The organism is Teichococcus rhizosphaerae, from assembly GCF_002631185.1.
Taxonomy (GTDB): Bacteria; Pseudomonadota; Alphaproteobacteria; order Acetobacterales; family Acetobacteraceae; genus Pseudoroseomonas; species Pseudoroseomonas rhizosphaerae.
The window spans coordinates 1-16,107 of record NZ_PDNU01000019.1 but is presented as its reverse complement, the minus strand read 5'-3'; the positions used below and the strand labels follow the sequence as shown (position 1 = coordinate 16,107).

General features: G+C 71.2%; 13 protein-coding genes. 10 read left to right on the top strand and 3 right to left on the bottom strand.

From position 1 onward, the window contains the following. Positions 1 to 33 precede the first annotated feature (33 nt). A complete protein-coding gene (locus CR162_RS11365; protein ID WP_141563138.1) occupies positions 34 to 357 on the bottom strand; it encodes a hypothetical protein in 324 nt (107 codons plus the stop codon). Positions 358 to 702: 345 nt separating this feature from the next. Between CR162_RS11365 and CR162_RS11360 the strand changes: the two genes are divergently transcribed. Beyond that, on the top strand, positions 703 to 2,298 hold the full coding sequence (locus CR162_RS11360) for a catalase (RefSeq protein ID WP_099095675.1): 1,596 nt from the start codon (positions 703 to 705) through the stop codon (positions 2,296 to 2,298). Between the two features lie 84 nt (positions 2,299 to 2,382). On the opposite strand, the gene CR162_RS11355 is transcribed toward CR162_RS11360, so the two are convergent. Further along, positions 2,383 to 3,189 carry a ferredoxin--NADP reductase gene (locus CR162_RS11355; protein WP_099095674.1) on the bottom strand — a complete coding sequence of 269 codons (807 nt, stop codon included), beginning with the start codon at positions 3,187 to 3,189 and terminating at the stop codon, positions 2,383 to 2,385. A 122-nt stretch (positions 3,190 to 3,311) separates the two neighbouring features. Between CR162_RS11355 and CR162_RS11350 the strand changes: the two genes are divergently transcribed. From CR162_RS11350 to CR162_RS11325, 6 genes are all read left to right on the top strand, one after another. Then, positions 3,312 to 4,025 (top strand): GNAT family N-acetyltransferase, encoded by a 714-nt coding sequence (locus CR162_RS11350; RefSeq protein ID WP_099095673.1) that lies wholly within the window; start codon positions 3,312 to 3,314, stop codon positions 4,023 to 4,025. Between the two features lie 96 nt (positions 4,026 to 4,121). Next, positions 4,122 to 5,183 (top strand): YihY/virulence factor BrkB family protein, encoded by a 1,062-nt coding sequence (locus tag CR162_RS11345; RefSeq protein WP_245870289.1) that lies wholly within the window; start codon positions 4,122 to 4,124, stop codon positions 5,181 to 5,183. A 162-nt stretch (positions 5,184 to 5,345) separates the two neighbouring features. After that, a complete protein-coding gene (locus tag CR162_RS11340) occupies positions 5,346 to 6,758 on the top strand; it encodes an esterase-like activity of phytase family protein (protein WP_099095672.1) in 1,413 nt (470 codons plus the stop codon). Between the two features lie 230 nt (positions 6,759 to 6,988). Beyond that, positions 6,989 to 7,507 (top strand): GNAT family N-acetyltransferase, encoded by a 519-nt coding sequence (locus CR162_RS11335; RefSeq protein ID WP_099095671.1) that lies wholly within the window; start codon positions 6,989 to 6,991, stop codon positions 7,505 to 7,507. Between the two features lie 123 nt (positions 7,508 to 7,630). After that, complete coding sequence (locus CR162_RS11330; protein WP_176559818.1) at positions 7,631 to 8,812, top strand: mechanosensitive ion channel family protein; 1,182 nt, start codon at positions 7,631 to 7,633, stop codon at positions 8,810 to 8,812. A 107-nt stretch (positions 8,813 to 8,919) separates the two neighbouring features. Beyond that, complete coding sequence (locus CR162_RS11325; protein ID WP_099095670.1) at positions 8,920 to 10,020, top strand: SMP-30/gluconolactonase/LRE family protein; 1,101 nt, start codon at positions 8,920 to 8,922, stop codon at positions 10,018 to 10,020. Positions 10,021 to 10,054: 34 nt separating this feature from the next. Here the strand turns inward: CR162_RS11325 and CR162_RS11320 are convergent, their stop codons facing one another. After that, on the bottom strand, positions 10,055 to 10,453 hold the full coding sequence (locus CR162_RS11320; RefSeq protein WP_245870287.1) for a hypothetical protein: 399 nt from the start codon (positions 10,451 to 10,453) through the stop codon (positions 10,055 to 10,057). 29 nt (positions 10,454 to 10,482) lie between these two features. On the opposite strand from CR162_RS11320, the gene CR162_RS11315 reads away from it, so the two are divergent. The 3 genes from CR162_RS11315 to CR162_RS11305 all read left to right on the top strand — a co-directional run bounded on the left by CR162_RS11315 (position 10,483) and on the right by CR162_RS11305 (position 15,967). Next, a complete protein-coding gene (locus CR162_RS11315; protein ID WP_099095668.1) occupies positions 10,483 to 11,436 on the top strand; it encodes an ArsR/SmtB family transcription factor in 954 nt (317 codons plus the stop codon). Positions 11,437 to 11,452: 16 nt separating this feature from the next. After that, on the top strand, positions 11,453 to 14,953 hold the full coding sequence (gene metH, locus CR162_RS11310; protein ID WP_099095667.1) for a methionine synthase: 3,501 nt from the start codon (positions 11,453 to 11,455) through the stop codon (positions 14,951 to 14,953). Between the two features lie 126 nt (positions 14,954 to 15,079). Beyond that, complete coding sequence (locus tag CR162_RS11305) at positions 15,080 to 15,967, top strand: cation diffusion facilitator family transporter (RefSeq protein WP_099095666.1); 888 nt, start codon at positions 15,080 to 15,082, stop codon at positions 15,965 to 15,967. Positions 15,968 to 16,107 lie beyond the last annotated feature (140 nt).

Here is a 16,107-nt window from a genome sequence, read left to right as displayed (position 1 = left end):
CGGGCCGGGGCTTCCGCCCCGGCCCGCCCCGGTTCAGCGCGGCACGGCGTTGAACTTGTCGAACAGGCCGTTCGCCGCGCTCACGCAGGCTTGCACCGGCTCCTTGTCCGAGCAGTGGATGCGCACGGAGGTGTCGCCGCGGCGGAAGGAGAAGCTGGAGCCGGAGGACAGGTGGTGCGGGCCGTGCATCATGCCCCAGCGGCCCTCCTGCGGCCCGCCCTGCGGGCCACGGCCCCATGGCCGCCCTTCGGGCCGGCTGCCGGGCGTGGCGGGGCCGGCCTCGGCCGCCGGCGGCGGCACGGGCGGCGCGGGCTGGGCCACGGCCATGCCGGCCATGCCCAGGGACAACGCGCCCACGGACAACGCGCCCACGGATAGCGCGCCCAGGAACAACCTGCCCAGGAACAACCCGCCGAGCACCAACCTGCCCTGGCCCGGCCCCCGCCTCGGCGATCCACGCATCAACGATCCACGCATCGCATCATCCCTTTCATTCTGCCGGTTTTCATTTGCCTCGGCCGCCCGGCGGCCCCACACATTCTGGCGCGGCGGCGCGTGACCGTGCCGCTCGCTCAGCAACCAAGTGTAGCGGGCCCGACCGTCGCCGCCGCCCCCTGCCGGGGCGGCATCCGGGAGAACCGATCTTCCCCCCGGTGGTTGTCGTGTTGAAGGCCCGACACGACCGGAGAGGACGTCACGCGCATGACCGAGGATCGCAAGGTGCTGACCACGCGGCAGGGGCACCCTGTCTATGACAACCAGAGCCTGCGCAGCGTGGGCGAGCGGGGCCCCGCCACCCTCGAGAACTACCAGTTCATCGAGAAGATCACCCATTTCGACCGCGAGCGCATCCCGGAGCGGGTGGTGCATGCCCGCGGCGCCGGGGCGCATGGCTATTTCGAGGCCTATGGCAGGATCGGCAATGAGCCGGCCAGCCGGTACACCCGCGCCCGCGTGCTGACCGAGACGGGGGTGAAGACGCCGCTCTTCGTCCGCTTCTCCACCGTGATCGGCTCCAAGGACAGCCCCGAGACGGCGCGCGACCCGCGCGGCTTCGCGGTCAAGTTCAAGACGGTGGACGGCAACTGGGACCTGGTGGGCAACAACCTGCGGATCTTCTTCATCCGCGACGCCATCAAGTTCCCGGACATGATCCACGCCTTCAAGCCGGACCCGGTGACCAACCGGCAGGAAGCCTGGCGCTTCTACGACTTCGTGGCGCACCACCCCGAGGCGCTGCACATGGTGACCTGGGTCAAGAGCCCCTGGGGCATCCCCGCCGACTACCGGCACATGGAGGGCTCCTCCGTCAACACCTACAAGCTGGTGAACGCGGAGGGCGTCGCGCATCTGGCGAAGTTCAGCTGGGTGCCGAAGCAGGGCGTGAAGAACCTGACCAGCCAGCAGGCGGCCGAGATCCAGGCCCGCGACACCGGCCACGCCACGCGCGACCTGTACGACGCCATCGCGCGCGGCGACTACCCGGAGTGGGAGTTCTGCGTGCAGCTCATGTCGGACGACCCGCATGACGAGCTGGACTTCGACCCGCTGGACGACACCAAGCGCTGGCCGGAGGACAAATTCCCGCTGCTGCCGGTGGGCCGCATGGTGCTGAACCGCGCGCCGGACGACTTCTTCGCCGAGGTCGAGCAATCCGCCTTCGGTACTGGTGTGCTGGTGGACGGCATCGACTTCTCGGACGACAAGATGCTGCAGGGCCGGACCCTGTCCTATTCCGACACGCAGCGCTACCGCGTCGGCGCCAACTACCTGCAGCTGCCGGTCAACGCGCCGCAGGAGAAGGCCCGCGCCCACACCAACCAGCGCGATGGCGTGATGGCCTATCACGTGGACCGCGGCGGCCAGAACAGGCACGTCAACTACGAGCCGAGCATGATGGGCGGGCTGCAGGAAGCGCCGCGCCCGGCCAAGGAGTACCACCAGTGGGTGGAGGGCCATCTCGGCCGCTACCAGACCACCCGCACCCAGGACGACTACAGGCAGGCCGGCGACCGCTACCGCTCCTTCGAGGACTGGGAGCGCGACGACCTGATCGCCAATATGGTGGCCGACATGAAGGAGTGCCCGGAGCCGATCGCGCTCCGCATGGTCTGGCACTGGTGGCATTGCGACGAGGATTACGGCCGCCGCGTCGCGGAAGGCGCGGGCATCGACCTGAAGGAGGCGCTGGCCCTGCCGCCGCTGCCCAACCGCCCGGCCCCGGGCGGGCGGCTGCAGGGCCCGACCTACACCAGCGGCCAGGCCGAGGCCTCGGCACAGAGCCACGCCGCCGACTGAGACGGAGGGAGGGGGCCTGCCCGCCCCCTCCCGCATTCCGCCCCTCCGGGTTTCACCGGGAGGGCGCGGATCACTTCTCGCAGATCACTTCTCGACGAAGGCCTTCTCGATCACGTAGTGGCCGGGGCGGCTGTTGGCGCCTTCCTCGAAGCCCATGCCTTCCAGCAGGCCCTTGGTCTCGGCCAGCATCTCCGGGCTGCCGCACAGCATGATGCGGTCCTCCGCCGGGCTGAAGGCGGGCAGGCCGAGATCGCCGAACAGCTTGCCGGAGCGGATCAGGTCGGTGACGCGGCCCTGGTTGCGGAAGGGCTCGCGCGTCACGGTGGGGTAGTAGAGCAGCTTGCCGCGGATCAGCTCGCCCAGCGCCTCGTCCTGCGGCAGCGCCTCGATCATGTCGGCATAGGCCAGCTCGGCCACCTGCCGCACGCCATGCAGCAGCACCACCCGCTCGAACCGGTCATACACCTCCGGCTCCCGGATCAGCGACAGGAAGGGTGCGAGGCCGGTGCCGGTGCCGTAGAGCCACAGCGTCCGGCCGGGCAGCAGCGCGTCCATCACCAGCGTGCCGACCGACTTCCGACCGATCAGGATCTCGTCGCCGGGGCGGACATGCTGCAGCCGGCTGGTCAGCGGCCCGTCCTGCACCTTGATGGACAGGAACTCCAGCCCCTCGTCCCAGGGCGGGGAGGCCACGGAATAGGCGCGCACCAGCGGCTTGCCCTCCACCACCAGCCCCAGCATCACGAACTGCCCGGCGGTGAAGCGGAGCGTCGGGCTGCGGGTGCAGCGGAAGGAGAACAGGCGGTCCGTCCAATGGCGCACCTGCTCCACCGTCTCGGTGGAATAGGCCGGGTGGGCGGATTTCCAGGCGGGTCGGGTTTCGGCGTTCATCGGCGGAGAAATGGCCTTTCCAGGGCGCCGGGCAAGTCACGGAGGCCCCGGGGGCGACATCCGGGGGCAGGGCCGGGACACGGCTTGCATGCGGCCGCGGTTGCGGTGAGCCTCCGCCTATCATGAGCAAGCCATCCGACGCCACACCCCAGCCCGCATCCCTGACCCCCCCGCCGCTCGGGCCGGAGGTGGACCCCGCGCCCCGGCCGCTGCCCGCGCGCGTCCCGCACCGGGGCGCCTCCGTCACGCTGGAACCGCTCGGCCTGCGCCATGCCGAGGAGCTGTGGGAGGCCACCCAGGGCGCCGGGGAAAGCTGGGCCTATCTGGGTTACGGCCCGTTCCCCGACCCCGCCGGCTTCCGCCGCTTCCTCGGCGGCTTCGCCACCACCCACGACCCCATCGCCTGGGCGGTGCGGCCGCACCTTTCCGGCCGGGCGCTGGGCTGGCTGACGCTGATGGAGATCCAGCCCGCCAACGCCGCCATCGAGCTGGGCAACATCTGGTTCTCGCCCCGCATGCAGCGCTCCCGCGCCGCGACCGAGGCGATGTTCCTGCTGATGCGCCACGCCATGGACGATCTCGGCTACCGGCGCCTCGTGTGGAAGTGCAACGCGCTGAACGCCCCCTCGCGCCGCGCCGCCGCGCGCCTCGGCTTCACCTATGAGGGGGAGCACCGGGCGCACATGGTGGTGAAGGGGCGGCGGCGCGACACCGCCTGGTTCTCCATCCTGGAGGATGAGTGGCCGGCGCGGCGCGACGCCATCGCCGCCTGGCTGGCGGAGGAGAATTTCGACCATCGCGGCGTGGCGCGCGACAGCCTGCGCGCCGCCGGCTGAAGGAGGCGGGGAACCCGCGGCCCGCTCATCCGTTTCGGAGCACAGGGCGGCCGGACCCGGCCGGATGGTTTTCCCTGCGTGCCGAGGAGCGGGCCGATGCTGAACACCAACGATCCAGACGAGATGCGGGCCGCCCTGCAGGCCGTGCGGGAAGGGCGCGCCATCGTGGTGCCGGCCTCCGCCCGGAACGCGGGCCAGGGCCGGGCGGAGGCCGCGGGGCAGGGCGGGCGGCTCGGCCGCGGCGCGCGGCGGCCGAGCGACATTCCCGCCAAGGGCTGGGGCAGCATCCTCAAGCGGGTGGTGCTGCAATCCAACGACGACCGCGTGATGACCGAGGCGGCGGGCATCACCTTCTACGCGCTGCTCTCCATCTTTCCCTCGCTCACCGCGCTGGTCTCCGTCTATGGCCTGTTCGCCGACCCGGCGACGGTGTCCACGCATCTGCAGCAGCTCGGCGGCTTCGTGCCGGATGGCGGCATGCAGATCATCAACGAGCAGTTGCAGCGCCTGACCGGCGGCGAGCCGAGCAAGCTGGGCTTCGGCCTGATCTTCGGCCTCGCCCTGGCGCTGTGGAGCGCCAACAAGGGCACCAAGGCGATGTTCGACGCGCTGAACGTCGTCTATGACGAGCAGGAGAAGCGCAGCTTCATCCGCCTGACGCTGATCTCCCTCACCTTCACCATGGGCGCGCTGGTGTTCATCCTGCTGGCCATGGGCGCGGTGGTGGTGCTGCCGGTGGTGCTGCGCTTCACCGGCCTCGAGAACAGCACGGAATGGCTGCTGCGGCTGGCCCGCTGGCCGCTGCTGCTGGTGGTCATCACCTGCCTGCTGGCGGCGCTCTACCGCTTCGGCCCCAGCCGGGAAAAGGCGCGCTGGCGCTGGGTGACCTGGGGCGGCGCCTTCGCGGCGCTGGGCTGGGCCCTCATCTCGGCCGGCTTCTCCTGGTATGTCGGCAATTTCGGCGACTACGACGCCACCTATGGCTCGCTCGGCGCGGTGGTGGGCTTCATGACCTGGATCTGGCTCTCGGCCATGATCGTGCTGGTGGGTGCCGAGCTGAACGCCGAGATGGAGCACCAGACGGCGCACGACACCACCACCGGCCCCGAGAAGCGCATGGGCGAGCGCGGCGCCCGCATGGCCGACACCGTGGCCTGAGGCCACCTTCCGGCCCCAGGCCCAGGCCCAGGCCCAGGCTCCAGACCCAGGCCTGGGCCCCAGGCTGGCGGCGGCTGACGCGGTTTCGTCACGCCGCCGTCAAGCGCCCGCAACATGGGGGCCCTAACAGCGCCGGCATCGATCCTCGACGGAGTGCTCCCGATGCGCGCGATGCTGCTTGCCGCCACCGCCCTGCTGGGCCTGGCCGGTGCCGCCCACGCCCAACAGAACCAGACGCAGCAGAACCAAGGCGGCACGCGCCTCGAGGCGCGGCTGGCCGGCCATGCCGTGCTGCCCGCCTTCACCATGGCCCTGCCGCCCGCCGACGCGCCGCGCGATGCCCTCGTCTCGGGCAAGTTCACCGGCGCCGGGCGCGAGGAGCGGCCGGGCTCCATCCCCGGCACCACCGGCCCCGCGCCGGATGGCCGCCCCACCGGCATCAGCCTGCCCTTCATCGGCCAGCCGGTGCAGGGCTTCTCCGGCATCAAGCCGGTGCGGGGCGAGCCGGGCGCCTATTGGGTGCTGACCGACAACGGCTTCGGCGCCAAGAAGAACAGCCCCGACGCGCTGCTGATGTTCCACAAGGTGCGCCCCGACTTCCGCACCGGCGCCGTGGCGGTGGAGCGCACGGTGTTCCTGTCCGACCCGGACCGCCGCGTGCCCTTCCGCATCGCCTATGAAGGCACCGGGGCGCGCTACCTGACCGGCGCCGACTTCGACCCCGAGAGCATCCAGCCCCTCCCCGGCGGCCAGGGCTTCTGGATCGGCGAGGAGTTCGGCCCCTACCTGATCCAGGTCGATGCCGAGGGGCGCGTGCGGCAGGTGGTCGAGACCATGCTGGACGGCCAGGCGATCCGCAGCCCCGACCACCCGGCGCTGACGGTGGCGGCCAGCCCCACCGCCGGCGTGCCGTTCCAGGTGCAGCGCTCGGGCGGCTATGAGGGCATGGCCATGCTGCCGGATGGCAGCCGCCTCTGGGCGCTGCTGGAGAAGCCGGTCCTGGCCGACGGGGGCAAGCCGGAAGGCGCCTTCCTGCGCATGATCGAGCTCGACGCCCAGAAGGGCAGCTGGACCGGCCGCAGCCTGAAGTACCGGCTGGAGCCCGGCGCCACCGCCATCGGTGACTTCAACTTCATCGACGAGCGCCGCGCCCTGGTGATCGAGCGCGACAATGGCGAGGGCGATCCGTCCCTGGCCTGCGCCCAGGGGCAGGCGTCCGGGCAGCGGCCGCCCGCCTGCTTCGCCAGCCCCGCCCGGCACAAGCGCATCTACCTGGTCGATCTCGGCGCCGCCGACGCGGAGGGCTTCGTGCGCAAGCTCGCCTATGTCGACCTGATGGACATCCGCGACCCCGAGGGCGTGGCGCGCCAGCGCGGCGACCGCGCCGCCAATGCCCCGCGCGACCGCTTCGGCTTCCCCTTCTTCACCATCGAGGACGTGGCGATGGTGGATGCCGAGCACATCATCGTGGCCAACGACAACAACCTGCCCTTCAGCGCCGGCCGCCACCTGACCCGCGCGGACGACAACGAGTTCATCCTGCTGCACGTGCCCGAGCTGCTGCGCACGCGCTGAGGCCGGCGCCCGGCGTACGGGCGCCCGGCGAACAGGCGCCCAGCGGACAGGCGAGGGAGGGCGGGCGATAGTCCGGGCGCCTCTTTCGCCCGCCGGGGAGCTTGCTCCCATCCGGCTGCGCCCTTACCCCTGGTTCCAGGATGGTCCGCCGCCTCCCCTCCCCAGGGAAGGGCGGACCCGCAACCCGAGGAGCCCCGCCCCAGCCCCGGCGGGGCGGGCGGAGACCCTGGATGCCGTTGCGCGACGCAACTCCCGACGACCTGCCGGCGATCACCGCCATCTATACCCATCATGTCGCCACCGGCACCGGCACCCTGGAGACGGAGCCGCCGGAGCAGGAGGAGATGGCGCGGCGCCTGGCGCGCATCCAGGGCGCCGGCTGGTCCTGGCTGGTGGCGGAGGAACAGGGCGAGGTGGTGGGCTTCGCCCATTTCCGCGCCTTCGGCGCCGAGGCCGCCTATCGCTACGCCGCCGAGGACGCGATCTATGTGCGCCACGACGTGCACGGGCAGGGCCTGGGCAAGACGCTCGTCGCCGCGCTGCTGGAGCGGGCGGAGGCGGCGGGCTTCCGCCAGTTCTTCGCGGTGATCGGCGATTCGGAGAATGTCGGCTCGATCGGGCTGCACCTTTCGCTCGGCTTCCGCCAGGTCGGGATCATGCGCAGCGCCGGGCTGAAGTTCGGCCGCTGGCTGGATGTGGTGATCATGCAGCGCAGCCTCGGCGCCGGCGACCGCACCCTGCCCGAATAGGCCGCGCTTCCGCCGCCCGCCCGGTCACACACCCGGTCACACACCCGGTCACACGCCCGTGGCCGGGCCTGGAAACACCTGCCCGCCGCCCGCATTGAAGGGGCAGCGGACAGGGAGAAGCTCTTGCTCGATCAGCTCGACACGACGGCCCGGGACATCGTCGCCTCCGTGGGCTGGGCACCGGACTGGGCGGTGAGCCTCGCCGTGCTGGCGGCGGCGGTGCTGCTGGCGGTCTGGGTCCACCGGCTGGTGTTCCGCCTGCTGACGCGGCTGGTGCGGGAGCGGGAGCTGTTCCTCCGCTCGCTGGTCTCGCGCACCTACGGCCCCGTGCGGCTCGGGCTGGTCGTGTTCTTCCTGTCCGTCGCCGCCGGCCTCGCGCCGCTGACGGCGCAGCAGACCGCCATCGTGCGGCACGCGCTGCTGGTCTGCTTCATCTGCCTCATGGGCTGGGTGGCGCTGACGGCGCTGCGCATCTGGACCACCGTCTATCTCCGCCGCTTCAAGCTGGATGCCGAGGACAACCTCCTCGCCCGCAAGCACGCCACGCAGTCGCGCATCCTGCAGCGCGTCGCCGCCTCGCTGATCGTGGTGGTCACCGCCGCGGTGGCGCTGATGACCTTCGACGGGGTGCGGCAATACGGCGTCTCGCTGCTGGCCTCGGCCGGCGCCGCGGGCCTGGTGGTGGGCCTCGCCCTGCAGCCGGTGCTGAAGAACCTGATCGCCGGCATCCAGCTCGCCATCACCCAGCCGATCCGGCTGGAGGACGCGGTGATCGTCGAGGGCGAATGGGGCAATGTGGAGGAGATCTCCGCCACCTATGTCGTGGTGCGGCTGTGGGACTGGCGGCGGATGGTGCTGCCGCTCGCCTACTTCATCGAGAAGCCCTTCCAGAACTGGACGCGCGAGGGCGCGGCGCTGATCGGCACGGTGATGATGTATCTGGACCACGCCGCGCCCATCCCCGCCATGCGCGCGAAGCTGGAGGAGATCGCCCGCGCTTCCCGCCTGTGGGACGGGCGGGTGGTGAACCTGCAGGTGACGGACTTCAGGCAGGACACCATGGAGGTGCGGCTGCTGGTCAGCGCCAGCAATGCCGGCCGCGCCTTCGACCTGCGCTGCGAGGTGCGGGAGAAGATGATCGGCTGGCTGCGGGCCGAGCACCCCTACGCCCTGCCGCGCCGGCGGGCCGAGATCGGCCGCCTGCCGCCGGGCGCGGCCTGGATGGACGCGCCCGCCGGCATCCCCGGAAATGATGCGCCGCCGGCCGGGGCGAGGCAGAATGAGCGGACGGCGATGGCGCGGTAGTGGGGGATCACCCGCGGCCGGCGCCGCGGGCTGCGGCCCGCCGGGCCTGGCCGCGCGGGGCCGCGGCATAGGGCGGTGCGCCCCGCGCCCCGGGAGGAAACAAGCCGATGTCCGTTTCTGCCACCGCGCGCCGGCGGGGGGTGCTGCTCGGCGCCGCCGCCCTGGCCACCCCCATGCTGGCCGGCCTCAGCCCTGGCGCCAGCGCGCAGCGCCTCTACGGCCCGGGCGCGCCGCCCGCCCGCTACCCCGATGCCGACATCGTCGCGCTGGACACGAAGCGCTTCACCGCGCGACTTGGCAACAGCGCCATCCGCCGGCTGCACACCGGCATGGGCTGGGCGGAGGGGCCGGCCTGGCACGCCACGGGCCGCTTCCTGGTCTGGTCCGACATCCCGAACGACGAGTGCCTGCGGCTGACGGAGGAGGACCTGCGCGTTTCCCGCCGCTTCCGCAGCCCTTCCGGCTATTCCAACGGCAACACCTTCGACCGCGAGGGGCGGCAGATCGCCTGCCGCCACTTCCACCGCGACGTGGTGCGCTACGAGCCGGACGGGAAGCTGACCGTGCTGGCCGCGCGGGGGCCGGACGGCCCCTTCAACGCGCCCAACGACGCCGTGGTCCACCCGCAGGACGGCGCCATCTGGTTCACCGATCCCGGCTATGGCGCGCTGATGGACTATGAGGGCAACCGCGTGCCGGAGGCGGCCAGCTCGCCCCGCCCGCTGATCAAGGAGGCGATCTACCGCATCGACCCGGCGGATGGGCGCGTCGCCAAGGTGGCGGACCAGCCCTTCAAGCCCAACGGCCTGTGCTTCAGCCCCGACTACCGCACCCTCTATGTCGCCGATACCGGGATAAGCCACTACCCCGAGGCCAGGAGCATCGTCTGGGCCTTCGACGTGGAGGGCGGCCGCCTTGCCAACCCGCGCACCTTCTGCAGCATGGAGATGGACGGCCGGACCGGCATGGCGGACGGCATGCGCTGCGACGAGGCGGGCAATCTCTGGGCCGGCGCCGGCTGGGTGGGGGATGGCTATGACGGGGTGCATGTCTTCGCCCCCGATGGCCAGCGCATCGGGCTGATCAGGCTGCCCGAGATCTGCTCCAACCTCTGCTTCGGCGGCACGCGGCGCAACCGCCTGTTCATGACCGCCAGCCAGTCCCTCTATGTGGTGACGGTGGAAACCCGCGGCGCCCATTTCTGCTGACCCGCGGGAAAAGGAAGGAGGGCGCTGGGGGAACTCATTCCTCCTGCCCTTCCAGCCTGAACCGTGCCCGCGCGACACTGTCATGTTCCAGCGCGGCGCGAATGGCCGCCCTCCCCTCCTCGGTCCGCGCCACGGCGACGATGCTGTCGAACCACGGCACCTCCCCCTTGGTGCGGGCCAGGAACAGCCGGTCCAGCGCGATGGCAACCGGGTTGCGCGGCTGGCAGCAGGCGCAGCCGGCGGGATGCGCCGTGGCGGGCGGTGCTGCGAAGCGCTCCACCCGCGCCGGCCGCCCGGGCAGCGGCGCGCCATCCTCGGCCAGCACGACGGCGCCAGGGGAGGCAGGGCCAGGGGAGGCAAGGCCAGGGGCGGCGCCGCCCAGCAGGCGGAGGGGGGTTCGGGCATCGAGGGACCAGCGCATGAAGCTAGACATAAAGAAGTCTTTATGTCATCCGCAACCCCATGGAGACCCTGCTGGCGCAACTGCGCGCCACCGCCGAACCGACCCGCCTGCGCCTGCTGGCCCTGTGCGCCCGCGGCGCCTTCTGCGTGTCCGAGCTGTGCGCCATTCTGGGCCAGAGCCAGCCGCGCCTGTCGCGCCACCTGAAGCTGCTGGTCGAGGCCGGGCTGCTGGAGCGGCTGCCCGAGGGCGCCAATGCCTATTTCCAGCTTTCCCCCGAGGCCGGGCTGGCCCGGCAGGTGCTGGCCCGGCTGCCGGAGGACGAGCCGACCGTCGCCGCCGACCGCCGCGCCAGCGCCCGCATCGCCGCCGAGCGGGCCCGCGCCGCCTCCGAGGCCTTCCGGCGCGACGGCGCGGACTGGGACGAGATGCGCGCCCTCGACCTGCCGGGCGCGGAGATCGAGGCGGCGCTGCTGCGCCTGCTGCCGGAGCGGCTGGGCCGCGTGGCCGATATCGGCACCGGCACGGGGCGGCTGCTGGAGGTGATGGCGCCGCGCGCCGCCTCCGTGCTGGGGCTGGATGCCAGCCGCGAGATGCTGGCGCTGGCCCGCGCGCGGCTCGGCGAGCGGGGCCTCGCCAATGCCTCCGTGCGGTTGGCCGACATGTACCGCCTGCCGCTGCCCGACGCCGGCTTCGATGCCGCCACCCTGCAGATGGTGCTGCACTACGCCGAGGACCCGGCCGCCGCGCTGGCCGAGGCCGCGCGCATCCTGCGCCCGGGCGGGCTGCTGGTGGTGATCGACCTGGCGCCGCATGAGCGGCAGGACGTGCTGGCCGGCCTCGCGCATCGCTGGCCCGGCTTCGACGACGCGGAGCTGGCCGGCTGGCTCGGCGCCGCCGGCTGCGCGCCGCTGCCGGCGGTGGAGGTTCCCGGCCCGCTGCCTGTCCGCCTCTGGCCGGCGCGGCGCCTCGCCGTTTCCGTCGCGCCCCTGCCCGAACCCGTCCTGAACTTCTAAGAGAGAGGCCCGCCCCATGGCCCGTCCGCCCCTGTTGGAAGCCCTGCGCGACCGTGTGCTGCTCTGCGATGGCGGCATGGGCAGCCGTGTCCAGGCCCTGACACTCGATGTCGAGCGCGACTACTGGGGCAAGGAGAACTGCACCGAGGTGCTGTGCCTTTCCCGCCCCGAGCTCGTGCGCGAGATCCATCGCGGCTACTACGAGGCCGGGTCGGACATGGTGCTGACCAACAGCTTCGGCGGCTCGCCGATCACGCTGGAGGAGTTCGAGCTGGGCGCCCGCGCCTTCGAGATCAACAAGCTCTCGGTCGAGCTGGCGCGGGAGGCGGCGGACAGCTTCAGCGACGGGCGGGACCGCTGGGTGATCGGCGATATCGGCCCCGGCACCAAGCTGCCCTCCCTCGGCCATATCGACTACGACACGCTGGAGGCGGCGCTCACCGAGCAGTGCCGCGGGCTGATCGCCGGCGGGGCGGATGCGCTGCTGACCGAGACCAACCAGGACACGCTGTTCATCAAGGCGGCGGTGAACGCCGCCAAGGCCGCGCTGCGCGAGGCGGGGAAGGACATCCCCATCTTCGTGCAGGTGACGGTGGAGACCACCGGCACGCTGCTGGTCGGCGCCGACATCGCCGCCGCCACCACCGTGGTGCAGGCGCTCGACGTGCCGCTGATCGGGCTGAACTGCGCCACCGGCCCGCAGGAAATGGCCGAGCATGTCCGCTACCTCGCGCGGAACTGGCCCGGCCTGATCTCGGTGCAGCCCAATGCCGGCCTGCCCGAGCTGGTGGACGGCCGCACGCACTACCCGCTCGGCGCCGCCGAGATGGCGAGCTGGATGGAGCGCTTCGTCGCCGAGGATGGCGTCAACCTCATCGGCGGCTGCTGCGGCACCTCGACGCCGCACATCCAGGCGCTGGACGCCATGCTGCGCCGCGTGGATGGCGGGCGCTTCCGCCCCGCGCCCGTGCGGCGCGATGTCCACTGGGTGCCGCAGGTGGCGAGCCTCTATGGCGCCACCACGCTGCGGCAGGAGAACAGCTACTTCTCCATCGGCGAGCGCTGCAACGCCAATGGCTCCAAGGCCTGGCGCGAGCGGCAGGCGGCGCATGACTGGGATGCCTGCGTCTCCATCGGGCGCGAGCAGGTGGCGGAGGGCTCCAACTCCCTCGATATCTGCACCGCCTTCGTCGGCCGCGACGAAAAGGCCGAGATGGACGAGGTGGTGCGCCGCTTCACCGGCAGCGTCAACGCGCCGCTGGTGATCGACAGCACCGAGACGCCGGTGATCGAGAGCGCCCTGAAGCTGCATGGCGGCAAGCCCATCATCAACTCGATCAACTTCGAGGATGGCGAGGGTCACGCGACGGACCGCATGGTGCTGGCCAAGAAGTTCGGCGCCGCCGTCATCGCCCTCACCATCGACGAGGTGGGCATGGCCAAGACGCCGGAGGACAAGCTCCGCATCGCCGCGCGGCTGGTGGAGTTCGCCTGCGACAGGCATGGCCTGCCACAGAGCGACCTGCTGATCGACCCGCTGACCTTCACCATCGCCACCGGCAACGAGGACGACCGCAAGCTCGGCCTCTGGACGCTGGAGGGCATCCGCATGATCCGGGAGCGGTTCCCGGACATCCAGATCATCCTGGGCCTCAGCAACATCTCCTTCGGCCTGAACCCGGCCGCGCGGCACGTGCTGAACTCGGTGTTCCTGGACCACGCGGTGAAGGCGGGCATGACCGGCGCCATCGTGCATGTCTCCAAGATCAAGCCGCTGCACGCCATCCCGCCCGAGGAGGTGAAGGTGGCCGAGGACCTGATCTTCGACCGCCGCAGCGAGGGCTATGACCCGCTTGCCCGCTTCCTGGAGATGTTCGCCGGCCGCAAGGCCGCGGATGCCGCCAAGAAGGTGAAGGCCGAGACGGTCGAGGGCCGCCTCAAGGACCGCATCGTCGATGGCGACCGCAAGGGGCTGGACGAGGAGCTGGCGGATGCGCTGGCCAAGGGCATCAAGCCGCTCGACATCATCAACGGCATCCTGCTCGACGGCATGAAGGTGGTGGGCGAGCTGTTCGGCTCCGGCAAGATGCAGCTTCCCTTCGTGCTGCAATCGGCCGAGACGATGAAGGCCGCCGTCGCCTATCTCGAGCCGCACATGGAGAAGATCGACGGGCAGGAGAAGGGCACCATCGTCCTCGCCACGGTGAAGGGCGACGTGCACGACATCGGCAAGAACCTCGTCGACATCATCCTCACCAACAACGGCTACAAGGTTGTCAATCTCGGCATCAAGGTGCCGCTGAACGACATGGTGGCGGCGGTGCGGGAACACCGCGCCAATGCCATCGGCATGTCCGGCCTCCTGGTCAAATCCACCGTGGTGATGAAGGAGAACCTGGAGGAGATGTCGCGTCTCGGCGTGGAGGTGCCGGTGCTGCTCGGCGGCGCCGCGCTGACGCGCAACTTCGTCGAGGATGACTGCGTCCGCGCCTATGCCAATGGCCGCGTCGCCTATGCGCGCGACGCCTTCGACGGCCTGCACCTGATGGACAAGGTGATGGGCAACGACTTCGACGGCTACCTCGCCGCGCTGCAATCCAAGCGCAGCGGCAAGTCGCGCAATACCACCCGCACCCTCGGCACCGCCGACCCGCGCGGCTTCGCGCCCGTCGATGTCAACTACGCCCAGGCGCGCCGCCACCGGCTGACCGCGGACGAGCCCGTGCCCGTGCCGCCCTTCTGGGGCCCGCGCGTGATGGAGTCGGACCCGAAGGCGATCATCCCCTTCATCAACGAGCGCTCGCTCTACCAGTTCCAGTGGGGCTTCCGGAAGCAGGGCCGCTCGCTCGACGACTTCATCGGCTGGGCGAAGCAGGAGCTGCGCCCGGTGCTGAAGCGCATGCTGGCCCTGGCGGAAGCGGAGAAGATCCTGCGGCCCCAGGCCATCTACGGCTACTGGAAATGCGCCGGCCAGGGCAACGACGTCATCCTGTTCGAGGAGGACGGGGTGACGGAGGCCGCGCGCTTCACCCTGCCGCGCCAGCCCAAGGAGGATGGCGACTGCATCGCCGACTTCGTGCGCGACATCGGGGACGGGCCGGGCAACCGCGACGTCATCGGCCTCCAAGTGGTCACGGTGGGGCAGAAGGCGAGCGACGTGGCGCGCGAATGGTTCGAGGGCAACCGCTACCAGGACTACCTCTACCTGCACGGCCTCTCGGTCGAGATGGCGGAGGCCATGGCGGAATACGTCCACAAGCGCATCCGCGCCGAGCTGGGCTATGCCGGCGAGGATGACCGGGACATGGAGAAGATGCTGGCCCAGGGCTACCGCGGCGGCCGCTACTCCTTCGGCTACCCCGCCTGCCCGCGGCTGGAGGACCAGGCGCCGCTGCTGAAGCTGCTCAAGGCCGAGCGCATCGGCGTCTCGATCTCGGATGAGTGGCAGCTCCACCCGGAGCAGTCCACCAGCGCCATCGTGCTGCACCACCCGCGCGCCAAGTACTTCTCGGTGTGAGGGCCAAGGGGAGGAGGGGGCGCCCTCCTTCCCGCCCATCGCGGCTCGGCCGTGACCTTTTCGGGTTTCCCTTGGCGGCCCCGCCTGGCCTAGAAGGCGCTCACTGAACAGCGCAGGATGAGCGGAATGAGCCGTGCGACGACCCTCGCGACGGGCAGCGTGGGCGTGGCCCTGGCGGTGCTGGGGCTGAAGGCGCTGGCCTGGTGGCTGACCGGCAGCGTGGCCCTGATGGCCGATGCGCTGGAGTCGATCGTCAACGTCGCCGCCGCCGTGGCGGCGCTGCTCGCCATCCGCCTTTCCGCCGCGCCGCCCGATGCCAACCACCCCTATGGCCATGCCAAGGCCGAGTATTTCTCGGCCGTGCTGGAGGGGGTGCTGATCGTCGTCGCGGCGCTGCTGATCCTGAACGAGGCCTGGGGCGCCTGGCAGGCGCCGCGCCCGCTTGCCCTGCCGGCCATGGGCCTGGCCATCTCCGCCGTCGCCACCGCCATCAACGCCGGCTGGTCCTGGCAGCTGTTCCGCGCCGGGCGGCGGCTGCGCTCGCCGGCCCTGCTGGCCGATGCGCGGCACCTGCTCGCGGATGTCGTCACCTCGGCCGGCGTGGTGGTGGGGGTGGGTGCCGTGGCGCTCACCGGAATCCTGTGGCTGGACCCGCTGCTGGCGGCGCTGACGGCGGTGAACATCCTGTTCTCCGGCTGGCGGCTGATGCGGGAGAGCGTCGGCGGGCTGATGGACGAGGCGGTGGAGCCGGGCCTGCTGGCGCGCATCCGCGGCCTCGTCTCCAGCGAGGCGGCGGGCGCGATCGAGGCGCACGACCTGCGCACCCGGCATTCCGGCAGCACCACCTTCGTCGAGTTCCATCTCGTCGTGCCCGGCGACATGCGGGTGGCCGAGGCGCATGAGATCTGCGACCGCATCGAGGCGGCGCTGAAGGCCGAGCTTGGCAGCGCGGTGATCACCATCCATGTGGAGCCGGAGGCGAAGGCCAAGCACCAGGGGGTGCTGGTCCTCTAGCAGCCTGTCGGGTTTGGGTCTGCGGGCTGCGTGTTGGTGGCGCGGGTGGTGAGGTCAGGCGAGCCGCAGGCGGTGAAGCCTGCGGCAGTTGTAGGCGAGGGCGATCAGGGTCCACTCGGCGGCGGCGTTGGTGAGGCCGT

What these genes read in the sequence shown, in the direction of transcription:
- CR162_RS11360 (WP_099095675.1), top strand. Translation starts at nt 703, where the DNA reads ATGACCGAGGATCGCAAGGTGCTGACCACGCGGCAGGGGCACCCTGTC.
- CR162_RS11355 (WP_099095674.1), bottom strand. Translation starts at nt 3,189, where the DNA reads ATGAACGCCGAAACCCGACCCGCCTGGAAATCCGCCCACCCGGCCTAT.
- CR162_RS11350 (WP_099095673.1), top strand. Translation starts at nt 3,312, where the DNA reads ATGAGCAAGCCATCCGACGCCACACCCCAGCCCGCATCCCTGACCCCC.
- CR162_RS11345 (WP_245870289.1), top strand. Translation starts at nt 4,122, where the DNA reads ATGCTGAACACCAACGATCCAGACGAGATGCGGGCCGCCCTGCAGGCC.
- CR162_RS11340 (WP_099095672.1), top strand. Translation starts at nt 5,346, where the DNA reads ATGCGCGCGATGCTGCTTGCCGCCACCGCCCTGCTGGGCCTGGCCGGT.
- CR162_RS11335 (WP_099095671.1), top strand. Translation starts at nt 6,989, where the DNA reads ATGCCGTTGCGCGACGCAACTCCCGACGACCTGCCGGCGATCACCGCC.
- CR162_RS11325 (WP_099095670.1), top strand. Translation starts at nt 8,920, where the DNA reads ATGTCCGTTTCTGCCACCGCGCGCCGGCGGGGGGTGCTGCTCGGCGCC.
- CR162_RS11320 (WP_245870287.1), bottom strand. Translation starts at nt 10,453, where the DNA reads ATGTCTAGCTTCATGCGCTGGTCCCTCGATGCCCGAACCCCCCTCCGC.
- CR162_RS11315 (WP_099095668.1), top strand. Translation starts at nt 10,483, where the DNA reads ATGGAGACCCTGCTGGCGCAACTGCGCGCCACCGCCGAACCGACCCGC.
- metH (WP_099095667.1), top strand. Translation starts at nt 11,453, where the DNA reads ATGGCCCGTCCGCCCCTGTTGGAAGCCCTGCGCGACCGTGTGCTGCTC.
- CR162_RS11305 (WP_099095666.1), top strand. Translation starts at nt 15,080, where the DNA reads ATGAGCCGTGCGACGACCCTCGCGACGGGCAGCGTGGGCGTGGCCCTG.